This is a genomic window from Vibrio sp. Isolate33 (genome assembly GCF_022397895.1).
Lineage (GTDB): Bacteria > Pseudomonadota > Gammaproteobacteria > Enterobacterales > Vibrionaceae > Vibrio > Vibrio pomeroyi.
This window is the reverse complement of sequence record NZ_JAKEUP010000019.1, coordinates 69,811-89,724: the sequence shown is the minus strand read 5'-3', so window position 1 is coordinate 89,724 and position 19,914 is coordinate 69,811. Positions and strand designations below refer to the sequence as shown.

Sequence of the window (19,914 nt, the reverse complement as noted above, 5' to 3'; positions counted from 1 at the left end):
TTTTTAAGGATAATCTGGCGCGGATATCATCGTGGAGCTGGGAAGCTAGTGCTCCCAACAAGGACTCCGAATACATTAGCGCAAACCAACTCCGTTATTACTTAATTGTAGTTGCAATAACGGGGCGGACCATACATTTTTTGTATGTGCTAACCAAAAGCGTAACGCTCTAAGCTGCTTGTTCTTCTAACGAACCAGAGAAACGCTTCTTGTAGGCTCGCAGCATGCTTAGGCTGAATATCGCAGTGACAGTTTCTGCAAATAAGATACTCGCCCAAATCCCTTGTTCTGGGAACAGCTTTGGCAAAATGATGATGCCTAATGCGACGAAGACAAAGCCTCGTCCAAGAGATATTAGTGTTGCTTGCTTAGGTTTAGCCGTTGCCTGAAACAGGTTGGCGATCACCAAGTTGACCCCCATCAGTGGTACTGCAAAGAAGAAGAAGGTGAGTGCAGTCGCTGATAGCTCAATCAAGTCACTTGAGGCACCCAAATAAAAGGCAGCGATTTTCGGTGCAAACAGATACACCAAAATCATAAAGACTAAGGCACTGCCTACAGCGCTTTTTAGCCCAAGACGGAAGATTTCATCGACACGTTTAGGCTGGCTTGCACCATGATTAAAGCTGATGATTGGCTGGCAAGCTTGCGCGATTCCGACCATCACAAACAGGGCAAATACACCTACATTTGCTGTTAAGCCGTAAGCAATAATGTGGTTCTCACCAAATTTATGAAGTAACACATAGTTGAACAACAAAATGGTCATTGCCGCCGTCACTTCGATGAAGAAGGTCGGGGTCCCGATCTTGAGGATACTTGGTACTTTATTGAAACCAATCCCTTTTAAGCTTAGCTCTAAGGTGCCTTGTTTACGTACGAAGTGGCTCAATAAAATGCAGGCAATCACGACTTGTGAGATGGCTGTGCCGTAGGCTGCCCCTTTCATGCCCCAACCAAAATCCAAGACGAAGAAGTAGTCCAATACTAGGTTAACCACAGCACCGATCGACATAGCATATGTCGCCAGTTTCGGGTTGGTATCGTTACGCACAAAACATGACATGACCCATGCCAATGAATACAAAACAAAGAATGGCAACATGACGGACAGGTAATCGTGAGCAAGTTCAGCCATGTAACCGGTCGCGCCCATCAACACCACCATTTCATCTAGCCAAAATAAAGCGGCAGTGACTGTTATTGTGCTAAACAGAGCAGTAACCAGCATGGATTGGCTAAACAGAGTTTGTCCTGAAGACACATTACCTTTGCCGACTTCAATCGACATAAGCGCAGCGCCACCAATACCCACCATCATCGCGATGGCAGTGAATATAGAGAAAGCAGGGATGGTTAACGCGATTGCACCGAGCCCGTCAGGGCCAACACCGTGCCCTACGAACCAAGCGTCTCCCATGATGAAAAGAGACTTGATCACCATGCCGGTTAGCGCAGGCCAAAGGTATTGATAAAAGGATTTAGATATTGGATCGGTTTTTAGGTTGATGGCCATTTGAGCAAGCTCCCAACAAATTGGATGTAACCAAAGTGGATATAATAAAGAGCGAGCATTATCGGAACTTAACTGGATTCTAAAAAGGGATGATCTGCGTGTTATGTTGCACTATCTGCACATCGAATTCGAAACTCTGCGGGGGATTCGTTCATCTGACCGCGATAAAAACGACTGAAATAGGCAGGATCTTCGAAGCCCAGTTCAAAAGCGATGGTTTTGATGGTCTTGGTTGAAAAGATCAATTCTCGATTCGCTTCTAAGATGGTTCGGTCATGAATTAGCTGGGTAACGGTTTTGCCTTTGTCAGCCTTGACGATTTCGTTGATGCGTTTGTTTGTTATCGACAGCGCTTGCGCATAAAAGTCGCAATGTTTGTGGGTGGTGTAGTGTTGCTCAATCAAATCGACAACCTTGTTTACTCGGCTGTCACGCACTTCGCCTTTCAACGAGGACTGGGTTGCGAAGCGCAATATGTAGCGCAAAAAACTATTAACGAGAGACTCCACTAAATCCCAGTCGCTGTTCTCTCGCTCGCACTCTTCTTTGAGCATGGTGAAAATAGGCAGTAGGTAGCGGTTGCCTTCTTCGTTGCAGTCCAAATAGGGCGGTCGACTTTGATGCATGGCAAAAACGGTATCGACCAACTGTGTGTTGCGATGATTGGTTTTGACAAAGCCTGGGGTAAATACCAGTAAACGAGCATTTTCTCCCACCAGTTCAGAGCGGTGAACCTGACCCGGAGCAATGGTAAAAATACGTCCGACTTTGTTGTCGTAGTCAACGAAATCAATACTCTGGCTACCGAGATCATCCACGCACCACACCAACTCCCAATACTCATGTCTGTGTGGTTCTAAGAACGTATCATTGCTGTTAGATAGCTCCGCAGCACGACAGGGCTGACCTTTGATTAGACGAACGTGTTTAATGGGAGTTCTCATGACATTCCTTTGTTGGAGTGAGTGCTGTGTAGATAACGGTAACAGTCGCTGCTCAGCAAATCCTAATGTAGTCGATAGTGACTTTTAAGTCATTCGCTTAGCATGTTATTAGCTATTAGCTACTAGTGATGAGCAGTGAAACGGTGATCGGGGTGACATAGATTAAGCATGTACAGAGGGAGTGAGGCGGAAGTTTAAGTATGCATAACGATTAAAACCCTAGAAGCTCATTGCAATCTTCTAGGGGGGACTAACACAGAGCTTAGTTGCTACTCGCTGTTTTCAGCGAAGAACGCAGCTTGAAGATGCCCTTAGGTGCCTTGGTCAGCAAGATGCCACAAAGCAGCGGAATTATCATAACCAGTGATTGTTCAGATAGAACTTCACCATTGATGTAGCAAGAGATCAGTAGCGCCACCACTGGGAAGATTAGAAAACAGATAGATGCTTGGAACGGCGTCGAAACCTGACCTAGTTTAAAGTAAGCGACAATGCCGCCGACACTCGCTACAAAACCTAGGTACACGACCGCTGAGATAGAATCCCAAGTGAAAGATTCTACGTTCACGTTCTCACCAACAGCCGACACAGCAAACAAGAAAATCGCAGCAATAAAGCTTGGCACAGCGTTGTAAGTCAGTACTTCGATGCCTTTACAGTGCTTTTGTACCAACACGTACATTACCGCGTGAATTGCAACCGCAAGCCCCAGGCAAACCGTACCGATAAAGTAGTCATCACCGCCCATTTGCATTTCGTTACCAAGGATTAAGCACAGGCTCACAACCGCAGTAACTAGGCCGAATATTTGATGCTTCGCTAAGCGTAGACCAAGGAATAAACCCGACATCAGCATCACTGCTACTGGCATGTTTGCAAAGATTATCGACGCCAAACCAGAAGAGATATATTGCTCACCATAGATCATTAACGTGAACGGAATAGCAAAATACATCAGTGCCACAATCAGCAGCCATTGACGTTTACCCTTAGGAAAAAGCAGAGGTTGGTTGAACACTTTCGCCAATACCGCAAGTAACGGTGCAGCCAGTAAAAAGCGCAATGCCGTGGCAAAAATAGGTGGGATAGAATGCAATGCCACTTCCATAGCGAACCAAGTGGTTCCCCAAATTAAGCAAACAGAGACAAAAAGCAAGATAGTTAGCGACTTCGAATTCATGGTGACTACTCATTAATAATTATTTTAAATCATAGGCTTGTAGCGCCTTAATGACGTGGCACAGTATAAGTAGGTCACCGGAGAAAAATTTTGTCTTTTTGTCTCTAATTGAAATGAAATGGAGAAATTAAATCTCTAATATAACCCTTTGGGGTAAATAAATTTCACAAAAAGAGATTAAGTTAAATTCATTATTCTTTGTAAGGTCTAATTTTGACGAGTGGATGTATCATTCCGCAACGTAAGATAATTGACAGATTTGCTCGACTTCGGAGTCTGGTGGGCAGTGGTATATAGGTAACGTCTGTAAAAAACGCTACTGACAACAAACTTATAACATAGAGTGTTGAAGGTTTATTTGGTTCACGTTCATACTGAACAAAGGTCGACATAGCATGGAAATGAGGTAGGGCATTTGAAAAACACAATCGACTTAAATCTGTATCGATTTTTGGATCTGCTTTATGAGCAACAATCTCAGGCGAAGGTTTGCCATATTTTAGATATCAGCCGAGCAACGTTTAATCGTCACCTTTCGGATTGTCGAGACTTGTTTGCTAATGAGTTATTCATTGCAACCAAAGGTGTTTATGCGCCGACTTTGTTCACCACTCAATTGATGCTGGTGGTGAAAGAGCCTTTAGAAAAGCTAGAGCAAGCGCAGCAAATATCGCAGTCGTTTATTGGTACCGATTCGAATATTGAATATGTTTTTCATGCTGCGAATCCATTGAGCACACTGTTTACCGTTCCCTTATTGAAAGGGTTAACAAGTAAAGAATCGAAGCCCAAGATATCGATGATGGATTGGTCTTTGGATGGCGTTGAATTCCCTAAATCAGGCACCTTAGCGATAGGTGTGTCGGGTTATCCGAATGAACTCAATGATCGCATTGTAGAGCGTAAAGTGGGGTCGTTAGAATTGTTTGCTTATGTGGCCGATACTCACCCTCTAGCCAAAAACGAAGCCATCGACCTCAACCAGTTAGAGAGCTTTGATACGGTGCGCGTTTCGATGGGATCATTGGATGCGAATTCCTATTATGAACGCCTAAAAAAACGCACAGGCTTGGTGTTGCAACAAAAGCTGACCGTTGCATCGGTCTCCTCCGCGTTGGAATGTGTGCAGGTGAGTCAGTATGTATACGTTGGCTTTGATATGGATTTGGCTTCTATCCCTAGTGGGCTCAGTAAACGTCCTGTGCTATTCAACGGCGAAGCGGTGACGTTTGATGTTGGTATTCAGTATCACCGTGCTTGTTATCAGCATCCGATAGTCAAACGGATTGAGCAGATCTTAAGTGAGAGCTTAGAAAGCTATTGATCGTATAGATGATGACAACAACAAAAAACGCGCCGATGAAGGCGCGTTTTTTAGTCCTAAAGCTTGTTTCGTTAAGTCTGGTTAGTGTTACAGCTTAACTTCTTCAATGTCGCTTGGCTTCCATGTTTGGTCATACCAAGCTTCTTGAGGGCCGTAGAGTCTTAGAATCGTGAACCAACCTTTGCCTGGAACCGTTTCTATCCAGTTCGCTTCTTTGCCTTGTGGCGCGGTAGGGCCAAAGTACAGATCAACCGAACCATCTTTGTTTTCAATAAAATCATCACGCTGGTTGTTCTTACTTGGCAGCGGTTGGCTAGTTTGTAGCTCTGAACGCGTTTGCGTGTCGTAAGCCACAATAGACCAGAAGTTCTTAGCCGGGACATTCGCCGGAATATTCAATTTATAGTGCTTGCCACCATCGAAGTATTCACCGTCTTTCGCTTGATCAAGCAGCGCGTATTGAGAGCCCTTTTCGATAAGCTTTAGAGCCATCGCGGGTGTATTTACCGTCGCTACATAGAAGAAGTAAGAGCGTGCATCTAGGTTGCGTCCACCTTCACCTTTGTCGACTAACCATTGGTAATCTTTGCCGATAAACGCCGTTTTCCATAGACGGTCTTCATAGATGTAAGCTTTCTTGTCTCTTGGCTGGAAGTACAGGGATCTAGCTGTTGCGTTACCAATCGCGACACCATCTTTCATCAGCTTTTTCATGCGTTCATCGGGTGCAAAAGGTTTGTTCTTTTGAATGCCAATGCTCGACATTAAACCACGCAGCTCAGGGTCGATGAATGAAATCGGCTCTTTATCTAGCACGGTTTTAATCTCTGTGTAGAAGTGCTCGTCATTTGCATGAATGGTATTGAACGATTTTCCACTCCCCGAGATGAACTCCATTTCCGGTTGATCATCTTTCTTCGCTAGTGGGTAGATCTTCAGCTTCTCTTTATAGGCTTTCACTGCAGCATCGGTTTTTCCATCTTTCAGGAACCCGCGCGCAATAAACCAGTTGGTGTAGCTGGTGGATTGTGAAACAAAGTAGCCTTCAGGTACTTCGCCTTCGTAGCCCGGAGGAAGAATCAGGTACTTACCGCCTTTGCCTTTATCTGGCCCCACGATGCCTAGGTCGGTAACAAAGCGGAAAAACGCATCGTTCACCGTCGTTGGTCCCATACCTTCTGGTACTTCAATGACGGTCGGACCATCTTTCTCAAGGTCGAGGAAAACTGAAGCATAAACGGTGTCGGTGTTACCGGTTAGAAATAACGGATTCGAATCCATCAAGTTATCAAACACCACCACTTGGTTTGATGAAGTTGAACCAATCTCAGTATGACCAACGCGCAGTGCTTCAACCGAAGCCATTGGAATCGCATTGAGGAACACCTCTGTTGAGCGAAGTGTATCTAGATTGTCATACAGCTTTTGCGCAGTTTCAGCAGTTGGTGCACCATCTTTAAAGTTCAGCTCACCGATGCTGGTTTGCACCGTATCCGGCGTCATAATGCTTGATGGAATATCGGTATTGTAGTTTTCCGTAGCCAGTACTTGGTGTGAGATAAAGAGACTGCTCGCCAACACAAGTGCTTTCAGCTTCGACTTAATCATGATGTCACCTTTCAGTTTCGTTTCGATGTACTTACTTTATGCTAGTCGAAAAAACATATCTGATACGCGACAGGCTCAAAAATGAGCTTTAAAGCGAGGATCAAAGTGAAAGGCTAAGAAGACGATCGCAGAACTGCGTGGATGCACTGCAATAAATAGTTTTATAGATAAAACAAAGCCCGCACTTGGCGGGCTTATCAGTAACATTCTAAATTTTTACTGCGTAACGGGTTTGATCGTCTTGGGCTGCCTGATTGCAAGAATCAACTGAGGCAGTAGAGACATCACGATCATGCCTGTCATCAGCGAGTATTGAACCGCAGTGAACGACTCACCCATCAACACCATACCGGTCACGATACCTGCTACCGGGTTAGCGATTCCACCAAAGGTAAAATCAACCACCGACATACGTTGCAGCAACCACACATACATGCCGTAACCAAGTGCTGTGTTTAGCCCAATCACCCAAACCAAACCCATCGCATTACGAGCGTCGAAATGAGTCACTGCGTTAACATACGGTTGTGGGTCGATGAAGGCATGAACGCCAGAAGCGACAGACAAAATCGTACCGCCCAAAATCAGCTGCCATGTGAGTACCTTCCACCAGTGCATACGATTACCCAGTGATTTGGTAATGCTGCTGCCGATAACGATACACATGATCGCGGCAAACATGGCGCCTAAACCGATAGGGTTCAATACGATTTGACTTGGGTTGAATAGAATCCAAGCTAAGGTGATCAAGCCAATACCAGACAGGGCTTGAATCAAATGCGGACGCTGCTTTTTCACTACCCAATGGAAGATCATTGCGAACACAGGCACAGAGATCATACCCACGCCCGAAATCGCTGAAGGCAGGGTTAATGCCATCACGAAGATCAAACCAAAGAAGGTCGCGATGTTGATCAGGCCTAGAGTGAAAATGATTTGCCACTCGCCTTTTTTAGGCAGTGTTGGCTTTACCGCTAGCAATAACAAACCAGCAGGTAATGCACGCAAAGCACCTAGTAATAGTGGTGGCCACTCCTGTAGCGTAAATTGCGTCACTGCATAAGTTGTTCCCCAAAAGAATGCGGGAATCATTGCTAATAATATGTTCATCCAAAATATCTTTACGTTAAGATAACTATTGTGTGAACTGTATACTGAGAACTAGTGGTTGTAAAGTATCTTTATGTTAAACTAGTTTGAAGTAATCAGACTAATAACGGAGCTAGATTGCAAATGGATGCTATCGACCGCGTTGTAGAGCAATGGGCAAAGGAAAAGCCCGAATTAGAAACTGAGCCTATGGCAATGATGGGCCGGATTATGCGTATTGCCAAGTATATGGAAACGCAAGTTGCCGATCTGCATAAAAAGTACGACATGAAGTTGGGTGAGTTTGATGTATTGGCGACCTTACGACGCTCTGGAAAGCCATATCGATTGACGCCTTCAGAGCTGATTGGCTCAATGATGCTAACGTCAGGTGCGATGACCAATCGTCTTGATAAGCTAGAAGCCAAAGAGCTGATAAGCCGAGAGCACAGTAAAGAAGACCGACGAAGCGTGAGTGTCAAACTGACCAAAGATGGCCTAGTTCTGATCGATGAGATGATGACTGAACATGTCGAGATGCAGAAAAAGCTGGTTAAGTCTTTATCGGCTAGCCAGAAGAAAAACACTAACCAACTTTTAAAAACGTGGTTGAGTGCTTACGAGTAGGTTCGCTTATCTCTTTTTAGATTCATTAAAAAACCGAAGCATAAGGCTTCGGTTTTTTCTTTTGTTAGATCAGCTCATTGCTGGATTAAGCTTGCAGCATCTCGTCGCTAAACAGTTCTGCGCAGCCAATTCCGTTGATGGCGCAGCTTTCATCGATGTCTGAAATATCACCGCTGACGCCAATGGCTCCGAGTACCGTTTTATCTTTGTCTCTTATGAGCAGCCCCCCAGGTACAGGCACCATATTTCCATGTGCGAGTACGTTTACAGCGGAGATAAATGCCGGCCTATTGTCAGCATCTTGGGCGAGTTTTCTAGAGGAGCACCCTAATGCGAGTGCGCCCCAGGCTTTCGCAATCGCGATGTCTGGTCGCATCATGCTAGAGCCGTCTTGACGTTGCAGGGAAATCAACTTGCCACCGCTGTCTAAGACGGCGACCGTCAAAGGTTCTGTGTGGATTTTGTTTCCTGCTTTTAAGGTGCCATCGATGATGGTTAACGCTTGTTGTAGAGTCAAACTTCCCATGTTATCTCCTAGTTTTTCAAGGGGCATTCGTACCAAGCTCAGCCAGTCAATCATTACTCTTGTTAGTGAATATCATTGACTGATTCAGCTTGGTACAAGAGTCCTAACTGGACTCTTGTAATAGCCCATAGCTGGGTAAAGTTAGGAAGGCAGCGAACTCTTCTGCTGTAGAAAGTTGATAGAAAAGATCGGCTGTCTCTTCAAATCGACCTGCTGCATAGCGCGAGTCTCCGACTTCGTATTTTATTGTGTCTAACTCTTGGTAAAGCCAAGAGTGGAACAGTTGTTTGGTGAAGGTTTGGCCGTCATCTAGCGTGACGCCATGATGGATCCATTGCCAAATGTTGGCTCTTGAAATCTCCGCGGTGGCGGCATCTTCCATTAGTCCGTAAATAGGTACACAGCCGTAGCCTTGGATCCAAGCCTCGATGTAATACAGCGCAATACGGATATTCTTGCGCACGCCGGCTTCGTCACGGCTGCCGTCACATGGTTTAAGTAAGGTGTCGGCATTGATGGTGTGTTCAGGGCTTTGGAAATCCATTTGATTCACTTTGCCATCAAGGTGCTTGTCGAAGATCGACATCGCTAAATCAACTAGAGCAGGGTGTGCGACCCATGTGCCATCGTGTCCGTTCTGAGATTCTCTTTGTTTATCTTCAATAACTTTGGCGGTAACACGCTCCATCTCTTGTGGATCTTTTGCTGGAATGAAAGCCGACATGCCTCCCATCGCCAGTGCCCCTCGAGCGTGACAAGTACGAACCAGCAGCTGGCTGTAAGCGTTCAGAAACTCTTGATCCATGCCGATTCCGTGACGGTCAGGCAGGATACGATCTTTATGATTTTTCAGTGTCTTGATGTAGCTGAAGATGTAATCCCAACGACCGCAGTTCATCGCAACGATGTGATCACGCACGGCGTACAAAATCTCTTCCATTTGGAAAACGGCTGGCAGAGTTTCAATCAATACGGTCGCACGGATGGTGCCTTTTGCTACGTTGAAATAGTTCTCGGTGAAACTGAAAATGTCGTCCCACCATTGTGCTTCTTCCATGCTCTCAAGCTTCGGAATGTAGTAGTAAACGCCTAAGCCTTGCTGCGCACGTGATTGATAGTTGTGGAAAAAGTACAGCGCAAAGTCCATCAAACAACCAGCGATAGGTTGATTGTTGAATTGAATGGACTGTTCAGGCAAATGAATCCCACGAGGACGAGCAATCAATAGAGCAGGATCGTTATTTAATTGGTAGCTCTTCTGTTTCTTCTCATCGAAATAGCTGATGGTGCCCAAGTTGGCATCTCTTAGGTTAATTTGCCCTTCGACCATGTTGGCCCAAGTTGGAGAAGACGCATCCTCAAAGCAGCACATGAAGACTTTCGCGCCCGAGTTTAATGCGTTGATCACCATCTTTCTTTCGATAGGACCAGTGATCTCTACTCGGCGATCCAGCAATTCTGGCGGCGGTGTTGCGACTTTCCACTCTTTATTCTGACGAATAGAGATAGTGTCCTTTCTAAAATTGGGTAACTCACCGTTATCGTATTGAGCTTGTTTAATGTCGCGATCATTTAGCAGGGCATGACGGCGATCTCCAAACTTGTTAACGATAGCTTCTAAGAATTTCAATGCATCTTTAGACAAGATCTCTTTGTACTCGGGGTTGTCCATATTCCCAAGTACCTGCATACACAGCGTTTCTTCTCTTTCTTTCACGTCATTCATCATTGTTTGTCTCCTTTACACAATGCGATGTCATTTTGTATACAAAATGCTCTTTTTAACGATATTTATATTGTAGAAATTGTAAACAAGCAAATGGTATTTAACATTTATTTATCATTTGATCTTTTTGTGATTTATTTTTACGTAAAGATATTTTATGTAAAGCAATGAATTGTAAGCTTTTCAGGCTTGATTGCTGTTCAATAGGATAGGTTGATGTAACAAAATTGTTTCAAATTGGACTTGATAAATACTGAAGATGATTCATAGTACACAAAAGTTAGTTTAATTGTATACAATCTGAACTGGAGGTTCGAATGGCAATTATGAAAGCGATTGAAGCAGCGGTAGAAGTGCTTAAACGTGAAGGAGTAGACATCGCATTTGGTGTTCCCGGCGCAGCGATAAACCCAATGTACGCAGCGATGAAAAAGCTCAGAGGAATCGACCACGTCTTAGCTCGACATGTAGAGGGTGCCTCACATATGGCTGAAGGCTACACACGTACTAATCAGGATAATATTGGTGTGTGTATTGGTACTTCTGGCCCGGCAGGAACAGACATGATCACAGGTCTTTATTCTGCATCCGCTGATTCGATCCCTATCCTATGTATCACTGGTCAGGCTCCGCGTGCTCGCCTTCATAAAGAAGACTTTCAAGCGGTCGACATCGAATCGATTGCCAAGCCTGTCACTAAGTGGGCAACCACGGTACTGGAGCCGGCTCAAGTGCCACGCGCATTTCAAAAAGCCTTTCATTTGATGCGTTCTGGACGTCCCGGCCCAGTGCTGATTGATCTACCTTTAGATGTGCAGTTGGCTGAGATTGAGTTCGATATTGATACCTATGAGCCACTTGAACCATACAAGCCACAAGCAACCCGCGCGCAGGTTGAGAAAGCATTAACCATGATGTCTCAATCGGAGAAACCTTTGATTGTATCCGGTGGTGGTGTGATCAACGCAGGTGCATCTGAGCTGCTACAGCAGTTTGCTGAGATCACCGGTGTACCAGTGATTCCAACCTTGATGGGATGGGGTTCTATCCCAGATGACCACGAGCTGATGGCAGGCATGGTGGGGCTACAAACTTCTCACCGTTACGGTAATGAAACCATGCTGAACTCTGATTTCGTGTTTGGTGTGGGTAACCGCTGGGCTAACCGTCATACCGGCTCTGTTGATGTTTACACCGAAGGGCGTAAGTTTGTTCATGTCGATATTGAGCCAACTCAAATTGGTCGTGTGTTCTGCCCTGATTTAGGCATTGTTTCAGATGCAAAATCAGCACTTGAGCTCATGGTTCAAGTCGCTAAAGAGTGGCGTGATGCAGGTAAATTACCAAATCGAAGTGGTTGGGTAGGTGAGTGTCAGGAGCGCAAGTCGACCATGCTACGCAAAACCAATTTCGATGAAGCACCGATGAAACCGATGCGCGTTTATGAAGAGATGAACAAAGCATTTGGTCGTGATACTTGCTACGTCAGCACTATCGGCTTGTCGCAGATTGCCGCCGCTCAGTTCCTGCATGTTTATAAGCCGCGTAACTGGATCAACTGTGGTCAAGCTGGCCCGCTTGGTTGGACAACACCTGCCGCACTGGGTGTTCGAGCGGCCGATCCAAGTCGCGATATCGTCGCTATCTCTGGTGACTACGACTTCCAGTTCATGATTGAAGAACTGGCGGTCGGCGCGCAGTTCAACTTGCCATACATCCATGTGTTGGTGAATAACTCCTACCTTGGTTTGATTCGCCAAGCGCAGCGCCAGTTTGATATCGATTACTGTGTACAACTGGCGTTTGATAACCAGAACGCGCCAGAGCTTGAGGGCTACGGTGTTGACCATGTGGCGGTTGTTGAAGGCTTAGGTTGTAAGGCGATTCGAGTTCGTGAACCAGACCAAATTGCAGCAGCGTTTGAACAAGCCAAAGAGCTAATGAACAAGCACAAGGTGCCTGTGGTGGTTGAGCTGATTCTGGTGCGAGTGACTAACATTGCGATGGGCGTAGAGATCAACGCCATCAACGAATTTGAACCACTTGCCGAAAGCCGAGGCGATGCGCCAACCGCGCTAGCGTACAAATAATCACAAAATAATGTGTATCTGTAGAGCCGAGATTGGGCTCTACGGAAAGCCTCCATTAGAGCGAGGCTTTATTACCAATAACCAGATTTTCAAAAATAAAGAATAAGGACAGAGTCATGGCAAAATTTGCAGCAAACTTGTCAATGTTATTCACGGAAGTTGATTTTATGGATCGCTTTGAAGCTGCCGCTGAGGCGGGTTTTCAAGGTGTGGAATACCTTTTCCCATATGCCTTTGATGCGGATGAGATTAAACAAAAGCTTGATGCTAATAATCTAGAGCAAGTGCTATTTAACTTGCCTGCTGGGGATTGGGATGCTGGCGATCGTGGTATTGCGGTTGACCCAGCACGCGTTGAAGAGTTTCAAGCGGGCGTGCCTAAAGCGATAGCCTATGCCAAGAAACTTGGTTGTAAACAGGTGAACTGCTTAGCGGGTATTGTCCCACAAGGCGTTACTCCGCAAGACGCTCAGGCGACCTTTGTGATTAACCTTCACTACGCCGCAAATGCGTTAGCTGCAGAAGGCATTAGCCTAGTGATTGAAGCGATTAACACGCGCGATATTCCAGGCTTTTTCTTGAACACCACGGAGCAAGCGAAAACCATCATTAAAGAGGTGGCAAGCGATAACCTTTCTATCCAATACGATATCTATCACATGCAGATTATGGAAGGCGACCTTACGCCGACCATGCAGCAGAACATTGGTCAAATTGCTCACGTGCAGTTGGCAGATAACCCAGGCCGACACGAGCCGGGTACCGGAGAAATCAATTATCCATTCGTACTGAACTACCTTGATGAGCTTGGTTATCAAGGTTGGGTTGGCTGCGAATACAAACCGAAAACGACAACGACAGAAGGCCTTGGTTGGCTAAACCAGTACCGTTAATTGCGTCTGGTAACCCTCAAACGTTAAGGAGAACAATATGTCTAAAATTGCATTTATCGGAACTGGCATCATGGGTAAACCTATGGCGAGTAACCTTCAAAAAGCGGGTCATGATTTGATTCTGTCGGATCACTTCAACGCTGCTCCTGCTGAGCTGGTTGCAGCTGGCGCTACGGTTTGTCATTCCCCAGCTGAAGCCGCAGAGCAAGCGGATGTCATTATTCTTATGGTGCCAAACACACCTCAAGTGGAAGAGGTCCTATTTGGTGATAACGGTGTCGAGCAAGGCCTCACGGCGGGCGGAGCAACGGGCAAGCTAGTTATCGATATGAGTTCAATCTCGCCTATCGCGACTAAAGCCATTGCAGCACGTATCAATGAAGGCGGTGCTTCATACTTAGATGCTCCAGTTTCTGGTGGTGAAGTAGGCGCGATCAATGCCGCGCTAACTATCATGGTGGGCGGTGAGCAAGATGCTTTTGATAAAGCACGCCCACTGTTTGAAATCATGGGTAAAAACATCACGCTGGTGGGTGACAACGGAGCGGGTCAAACTTGCAAGGTTGCTAACCAGATTATCGTTGCACTGAACATTGAAGCGGTCTCTGAAGCACTGGTGTTTGCATCAAAAGCCGGTGCTGATCCTGCGCGAGTTCGTCAGGCGCTATTAGGTGGCTTTGCCAACTCTAAGATCCTTGAAGTGCATGGTGAGCGAATGGTGGAAGGCACCTTTGACCCGGGCTTTAGAATCTCGCTACACCAAAAAGACTTAAATCTTGCACTAACGGGTGCACAAGAGTTAGGGGTCGCGCTGCCGAATACGGCTAATGCTCAAGATTTGTTTGGTGAGTGTGCCGAGATGGGCGGTGAAGGCTGGGACCACTCTGCGCTGATTCAAGCAATAGAGAAGCGTTCTGATCACTCGATTCGCTAATCCTTAACGAGTAATCCGTCTAATACATTGGTTTTGTCGTTTCTGCTGAAACCAAAACCAATGAATCAGGGCTAACATCGATAAGTTAGCCCCCAGTTTTAAACAGTTTGTTTATAAATCGCGTAGTTTCGTCTCCTTTTATACGCGTTCCCGGTATGAGGCAAAGGTTGAAGTTGTTCCTTTCCAACTTGATCTTAGCAGGCACCCTTTCGCCTTGTATTGGGGTTCTTTTTTTCTCCGTCAACTAAGGAGTGGCTGATGGACATTGATGCTAAGCAGTTTCTGCAAACCCTTTTCTCAAGTGCTGTAAATCAGGCACTACCCAAAAATCACATCGAACCTTTTCTTCCTCAAAACATATTTTATCGCTCGGCTAATCAAGCTGGGCGAACCGTCGTTATTGGGGCTGGGAAAGCGGCAGCATCGATGGCCGCTGAATTGGAAGCCGTCTGGCAAGCCAAGAAACAGCAAGACCTCGCGCTACGTGATTTAGAAGGCTTGGTGGTGACTCGTTATGAACACCTCGCTCCTTGTGAGTTCATCGAGGTGATTGAAGCGGCGCACCCAGTTCCAGATGCGATGGGCTTAGAAGTTAGCCACCGAATGTTGGAATTAGTGAGTAACCTCAGTGAGGACGACACCCTAATATGTCTCTTGTCAGGAGGTGGCTCCGCGTTGCTTAGCTTGCCCGGTGGCGATATTAGCTTGGCAGAGAAGCAACAAATCAATAAAGCACTGCTTAAGTCGGGTGCCGCCATTGATGAGATGAACTGTGTGCGCAAGCATCTATCTTCGATAAAAGGCGGCCGACTTGCCAAAGTAGCCTATCCAGCAAGAGTGGTGTCATTGGCGATTTCTGATGTGCCGGGTGATGACATCAGTGTGATTGCATCGGGACCAACCGTACCGGACACCACCACGCGTTTTGATGCGATGGCAATTTTAGAACGCTACCAAATAGAAACACCACACTCGGCATTTGAATGGCTGAATAATCCAGAATCAGAGACCGTTAAGTCAGATGACGTCTGTTGGAAGAACGCCGAGCATCATATTATCGCGACCCCAATGTCAGCATTGAAAGCTGCCGCTGCAGAGGCCGAAGGTTTGGGTATTCCCGCTTATGTGCTGAGTGATTGTATTGAGGGCGAAGCGAGAGAAGTGGCGAAGGTGCACGCAGCATTAGCCAAGCAAGTTGCTAACAACAAGCACCCATTCAAGACCCCTTGCGTGTTGCTATCTGGCGGTGAAACCACGGTAACGGTTAAAGGCAATGGTCGTGGAGGACGTAATTGTGAGTTCTTGTTGAGCTTGTATAACGAGCTAAAAGGACAGGACAACATATTCGCTTTGGCCGCTGATACCGATGGTATTGACGGTGTGGAAGACAATGCCGGGGCATGGATAACCCCACAAACATGGCAAGAAGGGACTCGCTTGTCACTTAAAGCTGATGATTATCTAGAGGCGAACAATAGTTATGACTTTTTCAAGCAAACGGGCGTGTTACTGACGACGGGGCCTACACTCACTAACGTAAATGATTTCCGTGCAATATTGATTCTCTAAGCTGACCCGCTAGAAAACACACGGTTGAATGGTCGTTCCTCTGCACATAAGAGCGGTCATTTTATTTGCTATCAATGCGGTGACCTCGAGTTCTGAGATTAACTTCTGGACTAATGAAGCACGTTGATTACTATGGTTTAAGTAATGAGCTGTAAAGGAAGTACTATGTCTAGGATCAGACAAAAGAATCAAGATTTAATCATCGAGGTCGCGTGTGAACAATTCGCCACTCATGGTTATGCCGCAACAAAAATGGCCGATATCGCGAAAGCGGCCGACATCCCCAAGCCCAACGTATTCTATTATTTCAGCTCGAAAGACAAACTCTACAATGCCGTTCTAGAAACCGTTACACAGCCGTTACTTGAAGCGTCTCGCCCTATTGAAGAGCTGAGTGATCCCATTGAAGCTTTATCTCAATATATTCAAACCAAATTGATCATCTCTCGCGACCATCCACACGCTTCTAAGGTATTTGCCAATGAAGTGATGTCCGGCGCTAAAGTGTTGCCAAAAGAGATAGGCGATGAGCTGTATAACCAATCGCAGATGATCCTCGATAAGTTCTCCACCTGGTCAGCACAAGGTTTAATGGATGACGTACCAGCACACCACTTGATGTTTACCATCTGGGCGGCAACCCAAACCTACGCCGATTTTGGCTGGCAGATTTGCAGCGTGATGCAGAAAGATAAGCTCGATGACAAAGACTACGAAGAAGCCGCAGAGTTCATCACCCAGCTCGTGATTAAAGGGTGTGGAGTGAAAGGAAAAGCGGATTAACATCTCATCAAATTGATTTAAAAAGGACATCACACGATGTCCTTTTTTGTATTCGTCCTTCTGTATTTATATATCGTTTCTAGCAAAGGTCGCAGTGCAACCAGAGCTGGCTAATATCGAGTTTGAATGCGCATTATCTATCAGTGTGGATGTCCATCCATAGCTATCTCCGATACGTTTGACGATGATTAAACCAAGACCGTGTTCGGTTTTTGTATCATCACTTAAGCCCGAGCCAGTATCAGAAACTGAAATCGTATTTGAGTTGATAGTCACCGTTATCTCACCTTGTGTGGTAAATCGGATCGCGTTTTCAATGTAGTTCTTCAGCACCATGTTCACTAGAGTCAAGGGCATGTTGAGCGTGGTGTCTTGCTCAACGTTCAACACCAGCTCAACGCCAGGGGATAACATCGCTTGGTATTTAGATAAGTCGATAGAGCTATCGTCGATCTCAGTTAACGTTTTTTCGGTTGAAGAGTTCTCTTGTTTCACAATATTAAGCAATACCTCGACCGTGTTACTCATCCCATTGGCAGCACCTAAAATACGCTCACGTTGCTTAGTTTGGAATGCAGGATCATCAGGCTTCATGGCTTGCAGTTCGGCTGCACCAATCACAATCGCTATCGGTGTTTTTAATTCATGACTCGCGTATTTGGCAAACATCATCTCTTGCTTGGCAAGCCTGTCTTTCATTTTTGAATAGCTGTTGAGGTGCGAGGTGAGCATCTGCAGCTCGTCAATCGTGTGGTCAGGTACTTTGAAGTTATCAGATTCATGTTGACTGAGTTGAGTACTGAGGTCTGAAATGGGCGCCATTAGCTGGTCGAACACTCGTTTGAGGGTAACCCGTAATACTATGATCAGCCCGAGCATCAACAGAGTCGAAATCGCCATCAATACGCCCCAACTGTCATCCCACAGGTCCATATCAAATGAGCTGATGGTGATGTAAGTCGGAATGGTTTTCCCTTGGTCTTCAAAGGCAAAGTGGTAAACGAGCACGCCGGGAATAAGAATGTGTTCTTCAGAAAGTCTGATTTCAAAGCGTTGACGATCGACCGTTTCCAGCGCCATTGGCGGTAGCTTTTTGAGTTGGTCGGTAAAGTCTGCTTTACCATAATAAACCGTCACGTTGTCCGACAGCTTGAGACTGCCAGTTGGCGACAACTGGTGATAGAACTGTTGTGCCACACCCTTGAATGACTTGAGGTGATTTTCTATTTGAGCTTCTTCCTGCCAAACCAACCGCAGCGAGAACACGAAAAATACGATGCATGATGAGACTAGAGCGATGACCGAAAAGGTACGCATGGTACGGATTCTGACATCTTCGATTGAGTTACCTAGCTTGGTTCGTATCTTCATCTTTATTGAGGCTCACCAGCAGACGAGAGCAACTGAAATCCATGCTTTGGAATGGTCTTGAGTATTGGAAAGTCGAAGGGTTTGTCGAGTACATTTCTCAGCAGGTAGATATGGCTGCGGAGTACATCTTTGTCTGGGATGTCATCGCCCCAAAGCATGTAGATTAGGCTCTCGCGAGATACAACCCCGCCTTGAGCTTTGACTAACTCTCTCAGAATTTGGAACAAGATAGGTGTAAGGGTTAGCGGTTGTCCATCTCTTGAAGCGGTATGCGTTTTTTCATCAATAATCACTTCACCAAAGCTCAGTGTCTTTTTCGCGACTAAGCCTTTATTGCGTTTTATCAGTGCTGATAGGCGAGCTTCTAACTCAGGAAACTGAAAAGGTTTGGTAACGAAGTCGTCGGCACCGGAATCAAAGCTACTTAACAGGTCTTCTTGGCCATTCAACGCAGTTAACATCAAAATCGGTGTCGTTATGCCATTTTGACGCAGTTTCGAAGCCACCTGCATTCCATCAAGTTTAGGCAGCATGACATCTAAGACAATCGCATCGAAGTCGTTTTGCATCGCTAGATTGAAGCCTTGTTCGCCATCGGAAGCAAAATCCGCGACAGCCTCTTTAACCTCTAAGAAGTCGGCAATAATGCCTTGAAGTTCGATATTGTCTTCAACAACCAAAATACGACTGCGCTCAAGCATCTCTTGTTCCCACCTAAAACTCTACGGTCAGTAAAAATGTAGCCTATCCAAAATTATGTCGAATTTATGTCTAATTGATAGTGCTGCGTATAAAAATACAGCGTCATCCAATTATTTTTCAATGTCGAATCCACTTCGACTTTAATTCGACAAAGAGAATTCAACAATAGCTCACATCAATAGGTGAGGGTTGAATTATGAAAACTAAAATTATCGCGCTTGCAGCACTTCTTGGAGTCTCAACAACTCAAATATCAATGGCTCAAGCAACCGAGCTAATCGGTCACGTTCAAGGATTGAACAAACACAGCGTAGTGGCAGAAGTGCCTGGTGTTGTAGAGATGAATAACCTTGAAGTGGGTGATGCCGTAAACCAACAACAAATACTGGCTCAGATTAAAGCCGATGATTTTAAGTTTAGCGTCAATAAGGCCAAAGCCAATCTAGCGCTTGCAGAGGCTGATCTAGCGCTACGAAAAGCAACCTACAACCGTTATCAAGCACTCATTAAGAAAAACAGCTTGTCAATCGGGGAATTAGATACGGCTCGAGCAGAATTTCTAAGCGCCAAAGCCGCGGTTTCTGTCGCTCAAATTGATTATCAACAGTCTCAAGTGGATCTAGATAACACTCAGATTGAATCCCTAATTTCGGGTTACATCTCCAATAAACCTGCGCAATCGGGGGCTTGGGTGAGCGAAGGGGATTTGCTCTATGAAGTGGTCAACATCGACAAGGTGACTCTGTCGTTCATGGCGAGTGAGTATGACTTAAAGCATTTCAGCGTTGGTCAAGAAGTGGTGGTGTGGTCTGAAACCAATCCAGAATTCAAGATGGAAGCAAAGGTCCAGCGCATTGGCGTCGAGATGCAAAATTTGACCTACCCAGTATTGGTCGAAATCACCAACCAAGGCCACGAGTTTAAGCCAGGTATGTCGGTTTACGCCTCGACAGATCTTTCCATTCAAGGCATCACAACCGCTCAAGTGGTATTGGACCAAACAGCATCAAATGAAGGTAAAGGGCAGTAACG

General features: G+C 45.7%; 17 protein-coding genes. 8 read left to right on the top strand and 9 right to left on the bottom strand.

What is annotated here, in order from left to right; genetic code table 11:
* Positions 1 to 169 precede the first annotated feature (169 nt).
* From L1D37_RS20425 to L1D37_RS20415, 3 genes are all read right to left on the bottom strand, one after another.
* Entirely contained in the window at positions 170 to 1,516 is a 1,347-nt protein-coding gene (locus L1D37_RS20425; RefSeq protein WP_239848990.1) for an MATE family efflux transporter, read from the bottom strand.
* A gap of 101 nt (positions 1,517 to 1,617) precedes the next feature.
* Entirely contained in the window at positions 1,618 to 2,460 is an 843-nt protein-coding gene (locus L1D37_RS20420) for a helix-turn-helix domain-containing protein (protein ID WP_239848989.1), read from the bottom strand.
* A gap of 262 nt (positions 2,461 to 2,722) precedes the next feature.
* On the bottom strand, positions 2,723 to 3,640 hold the full coding sequence (locus tag L1D37_RS20415) for a DMT family transporter (protein WP_239848988.1): 918 nt from the start codon (positions 3,638 to 3,640) through the stop codon (positions 2,723 to 2,725).
* 415 nt (positions 3,641 to 4,055) lie between these two features.
* Here L1D37_RS20415 and L1D37_RS20410 point away from each other — a divergent pair, with 415 nt between their 5' ends.
* Positions 4,056 to 4,964 carry a LysR family transcriptional regulator gene (locus L1D37_RS20410; RefSeq protein WP_239848987.1) on the top strand — a complete coding sequence of 303 codons (909 nt, stop codon included), beginning with the start codon at positions 4,056 to 4,058 and terminating at the stop codon, positions 4,962 to 4,964.
* A gap of 87 nt (positions 4,965 to 5,051) precedes the next feature.
* Here the strand turns inward: L1D37_RS20410 and L1D37_RS20405 are convergent, their stop codons facing one another.
* Complete coding sequence (locus tag L1D37_RS20405) at positions 5,052 to 6,572, bottom strand: DUF1254 domain-containing protein (protein WP_239848986.1); 1,521 nt, start codon at positions 6,570 to 6,572, stop codon at positions 5,052 to 5,054.
* Between the two features lie 216 nt (positions 6,573 to 6,788).
* Complete coding sequence (locus L1D37_RS20400; RefSeq protein ID WP_239848985.1) at positions 6,789 to 7,682, bottom strand: DMT family transporter; 894 nt, start codon at positions 7,680 to 7,682, stop codon at positions 6,789 to 6,791.
* A gap of 123 nt (positions 7,683 to 7,805) precedes the next feature.
* Between L1D37_RS20400 and L1D37_RS20395 the strand changes: the two genes are divergently transcribed.
* Positions 7,806 to 8,288: a MarR family transcriptional regulator gene (locus L1D37_RS20395; protein ID WP_239848984.1), complete on the top strand. Its 483-nt coding sequence runs from the start codon at positions 7,806 to 7,808 to the stop codon at positions 8,286 to 8,288.
* Between the two features lie 85 nt (positions 8,289 to 8,373).
* On the opposite strand, the gene L1D37_RS20390 is transcribed toward L1D37_RS20395, so the two are convergent.
* Entirely contained in the window at positions 8,374 to 8,814 is a 441-nt protein-coding gene (locus tag L1D37_RS20390) for a heme-binding protein (RefSeq protein WP_008220964.1), read from the bottom strand.
* A 103-nt stretch (positions 8,815 to 8,917) separates the two neighbouring features.
* On the bottom strand, positions 8,918 to 10,543 hold the full coding sequence (gene aceB / locus L1D37_RS20385) for a malate synthase A (protein WP_239848983.1): 1,626 nt from the start codon (positions 10,541 to 10,543) through the stop codon (positions 8,918 to 8,920).
* A gap of 314 nt (positions 10,544 to 10,857) precedes the next feature.
* Here aceB and gcl point away from each other — a divergent pair, with 314 nt between their 5' ends.
* The 5 genes from gcl (at position 10,858) to L1D37_RS20360 (ending at position 16,809) form a co-directional block, all read left to right on the top strand.
* Positions 10,858 to 12,630: a glyoxylate carboligase gene (gcl, locus tag L1D37_RS20380; protein ID WP_239848982.1), complete on the top strand. Its 1,773-nt coding sequence runs from the start codon at positions 10,858 to 10,860 to the stop codon at positions 12,628 to 12,630.
* A gap of 116 nt (positions 12,631 to 12,746) precedes the next feature.
* Complete coding sequence (hyi, locus tag L1D37_RS20375; protein ID WP_239848981.1) at positions 12,747 to 13,523, top strand: hydroxypyruvate isomerase; 777 nt, start codon at positions 12,747 to 12,749, stop codon at positions 13,521 to 13,523.
* A gap of 37 nt (positions 13,524 to 13,560) precedes the next feature.
* Positions 13,561 to 14,457, top strand: coding sequence for a 2-hydroxy-3-oxopropionate reductase (locus tag L1D37_RS20370; protein ID WP_239848980.1), 897 nt, complete (start codon positions 13,561 to 13,563; stop codon positions 14,455 to 14,457).
* Between the two features lie 258 nt (positions 14,458 to 14,715).
* On the top strand, positions 14,716 to 16,026 hold the full coding sequence (locus L1D37_RS20365; RefSeq protein WP_239848979.1) for a glycerate kinase: 1,311 nt from the start codon (positions 14,716 to 14,718) through the stop codon (positions 16,024 to 16,026).
* A 165-nt stretch (positions 16,027 to 16,191) separates the two neighbouring features.
* Positions 16,192 to 16,809, top strand: a complete 618-nt coding sequence (locus tag L1D37_RS20360; protein WP_239848978.1) for a TetR/AcrR family transcriptional regulator — start codon at positions 16,192 to 16,194, stop codon at positions 16,807 to 16,809.
* Positions 16,810 to 16,875: 66 nt separating this feature from the next.
* On the opposite strand, the gene L1D37_RS20355 is transcribed toward L1D37_RS20360, so the two are convergent.
* Both L1D37_RS20355 and L1D37_RS20350 read right to left on the bottom strand, forming a co-directional pair.
* Positions 16,876 to 18,126, bottom strand: coding sequence for a HAMP domain-containing sensor histidine kinase (locus L1D37_RS20355; RefSeq protein WP_239848994.1), 1,251 nt, complete (start codon positions 18,124 to 18,126; stop codon positions 16,876 to 16,878).
* Positions 18,127 to 18,182: 56 nt separating this feature from the next.
* The gene (locus L1D37_RS20350; RefSeq protein WP_239848977.1) at positions 18,183 to 18,881 is read right to left on the bottom strand and encodes a response regulator transcription factor; all 699 of its coding nucleotides are present in this window, start codon (positions 18,879 to 18,881) and stop codon (positions 18,183 to 18,185) included.
* 197 nt (positions 18,882 to 19,078) lie between these two features.
* On the opposite strand from L1D37_RS20350, the gene L1D37_RS20345 reads away from it, so the two are divergent.
* Positions 19,079 to 19,912 (top strand): efflux RND transporter periplasmic adaptor subunit, encoded by an 834-nt coding sequence (locus tag L1D37_RS20345; RefSeq protein WP_239848976.1) that lies wholly within the window; start codon positions 19,079 to 19,081, stop codon positions 19,910 to 19,912.
* The last annotated feature ends 2 nt before the right edge of the window (positions 19,913 to 19,914 follow it).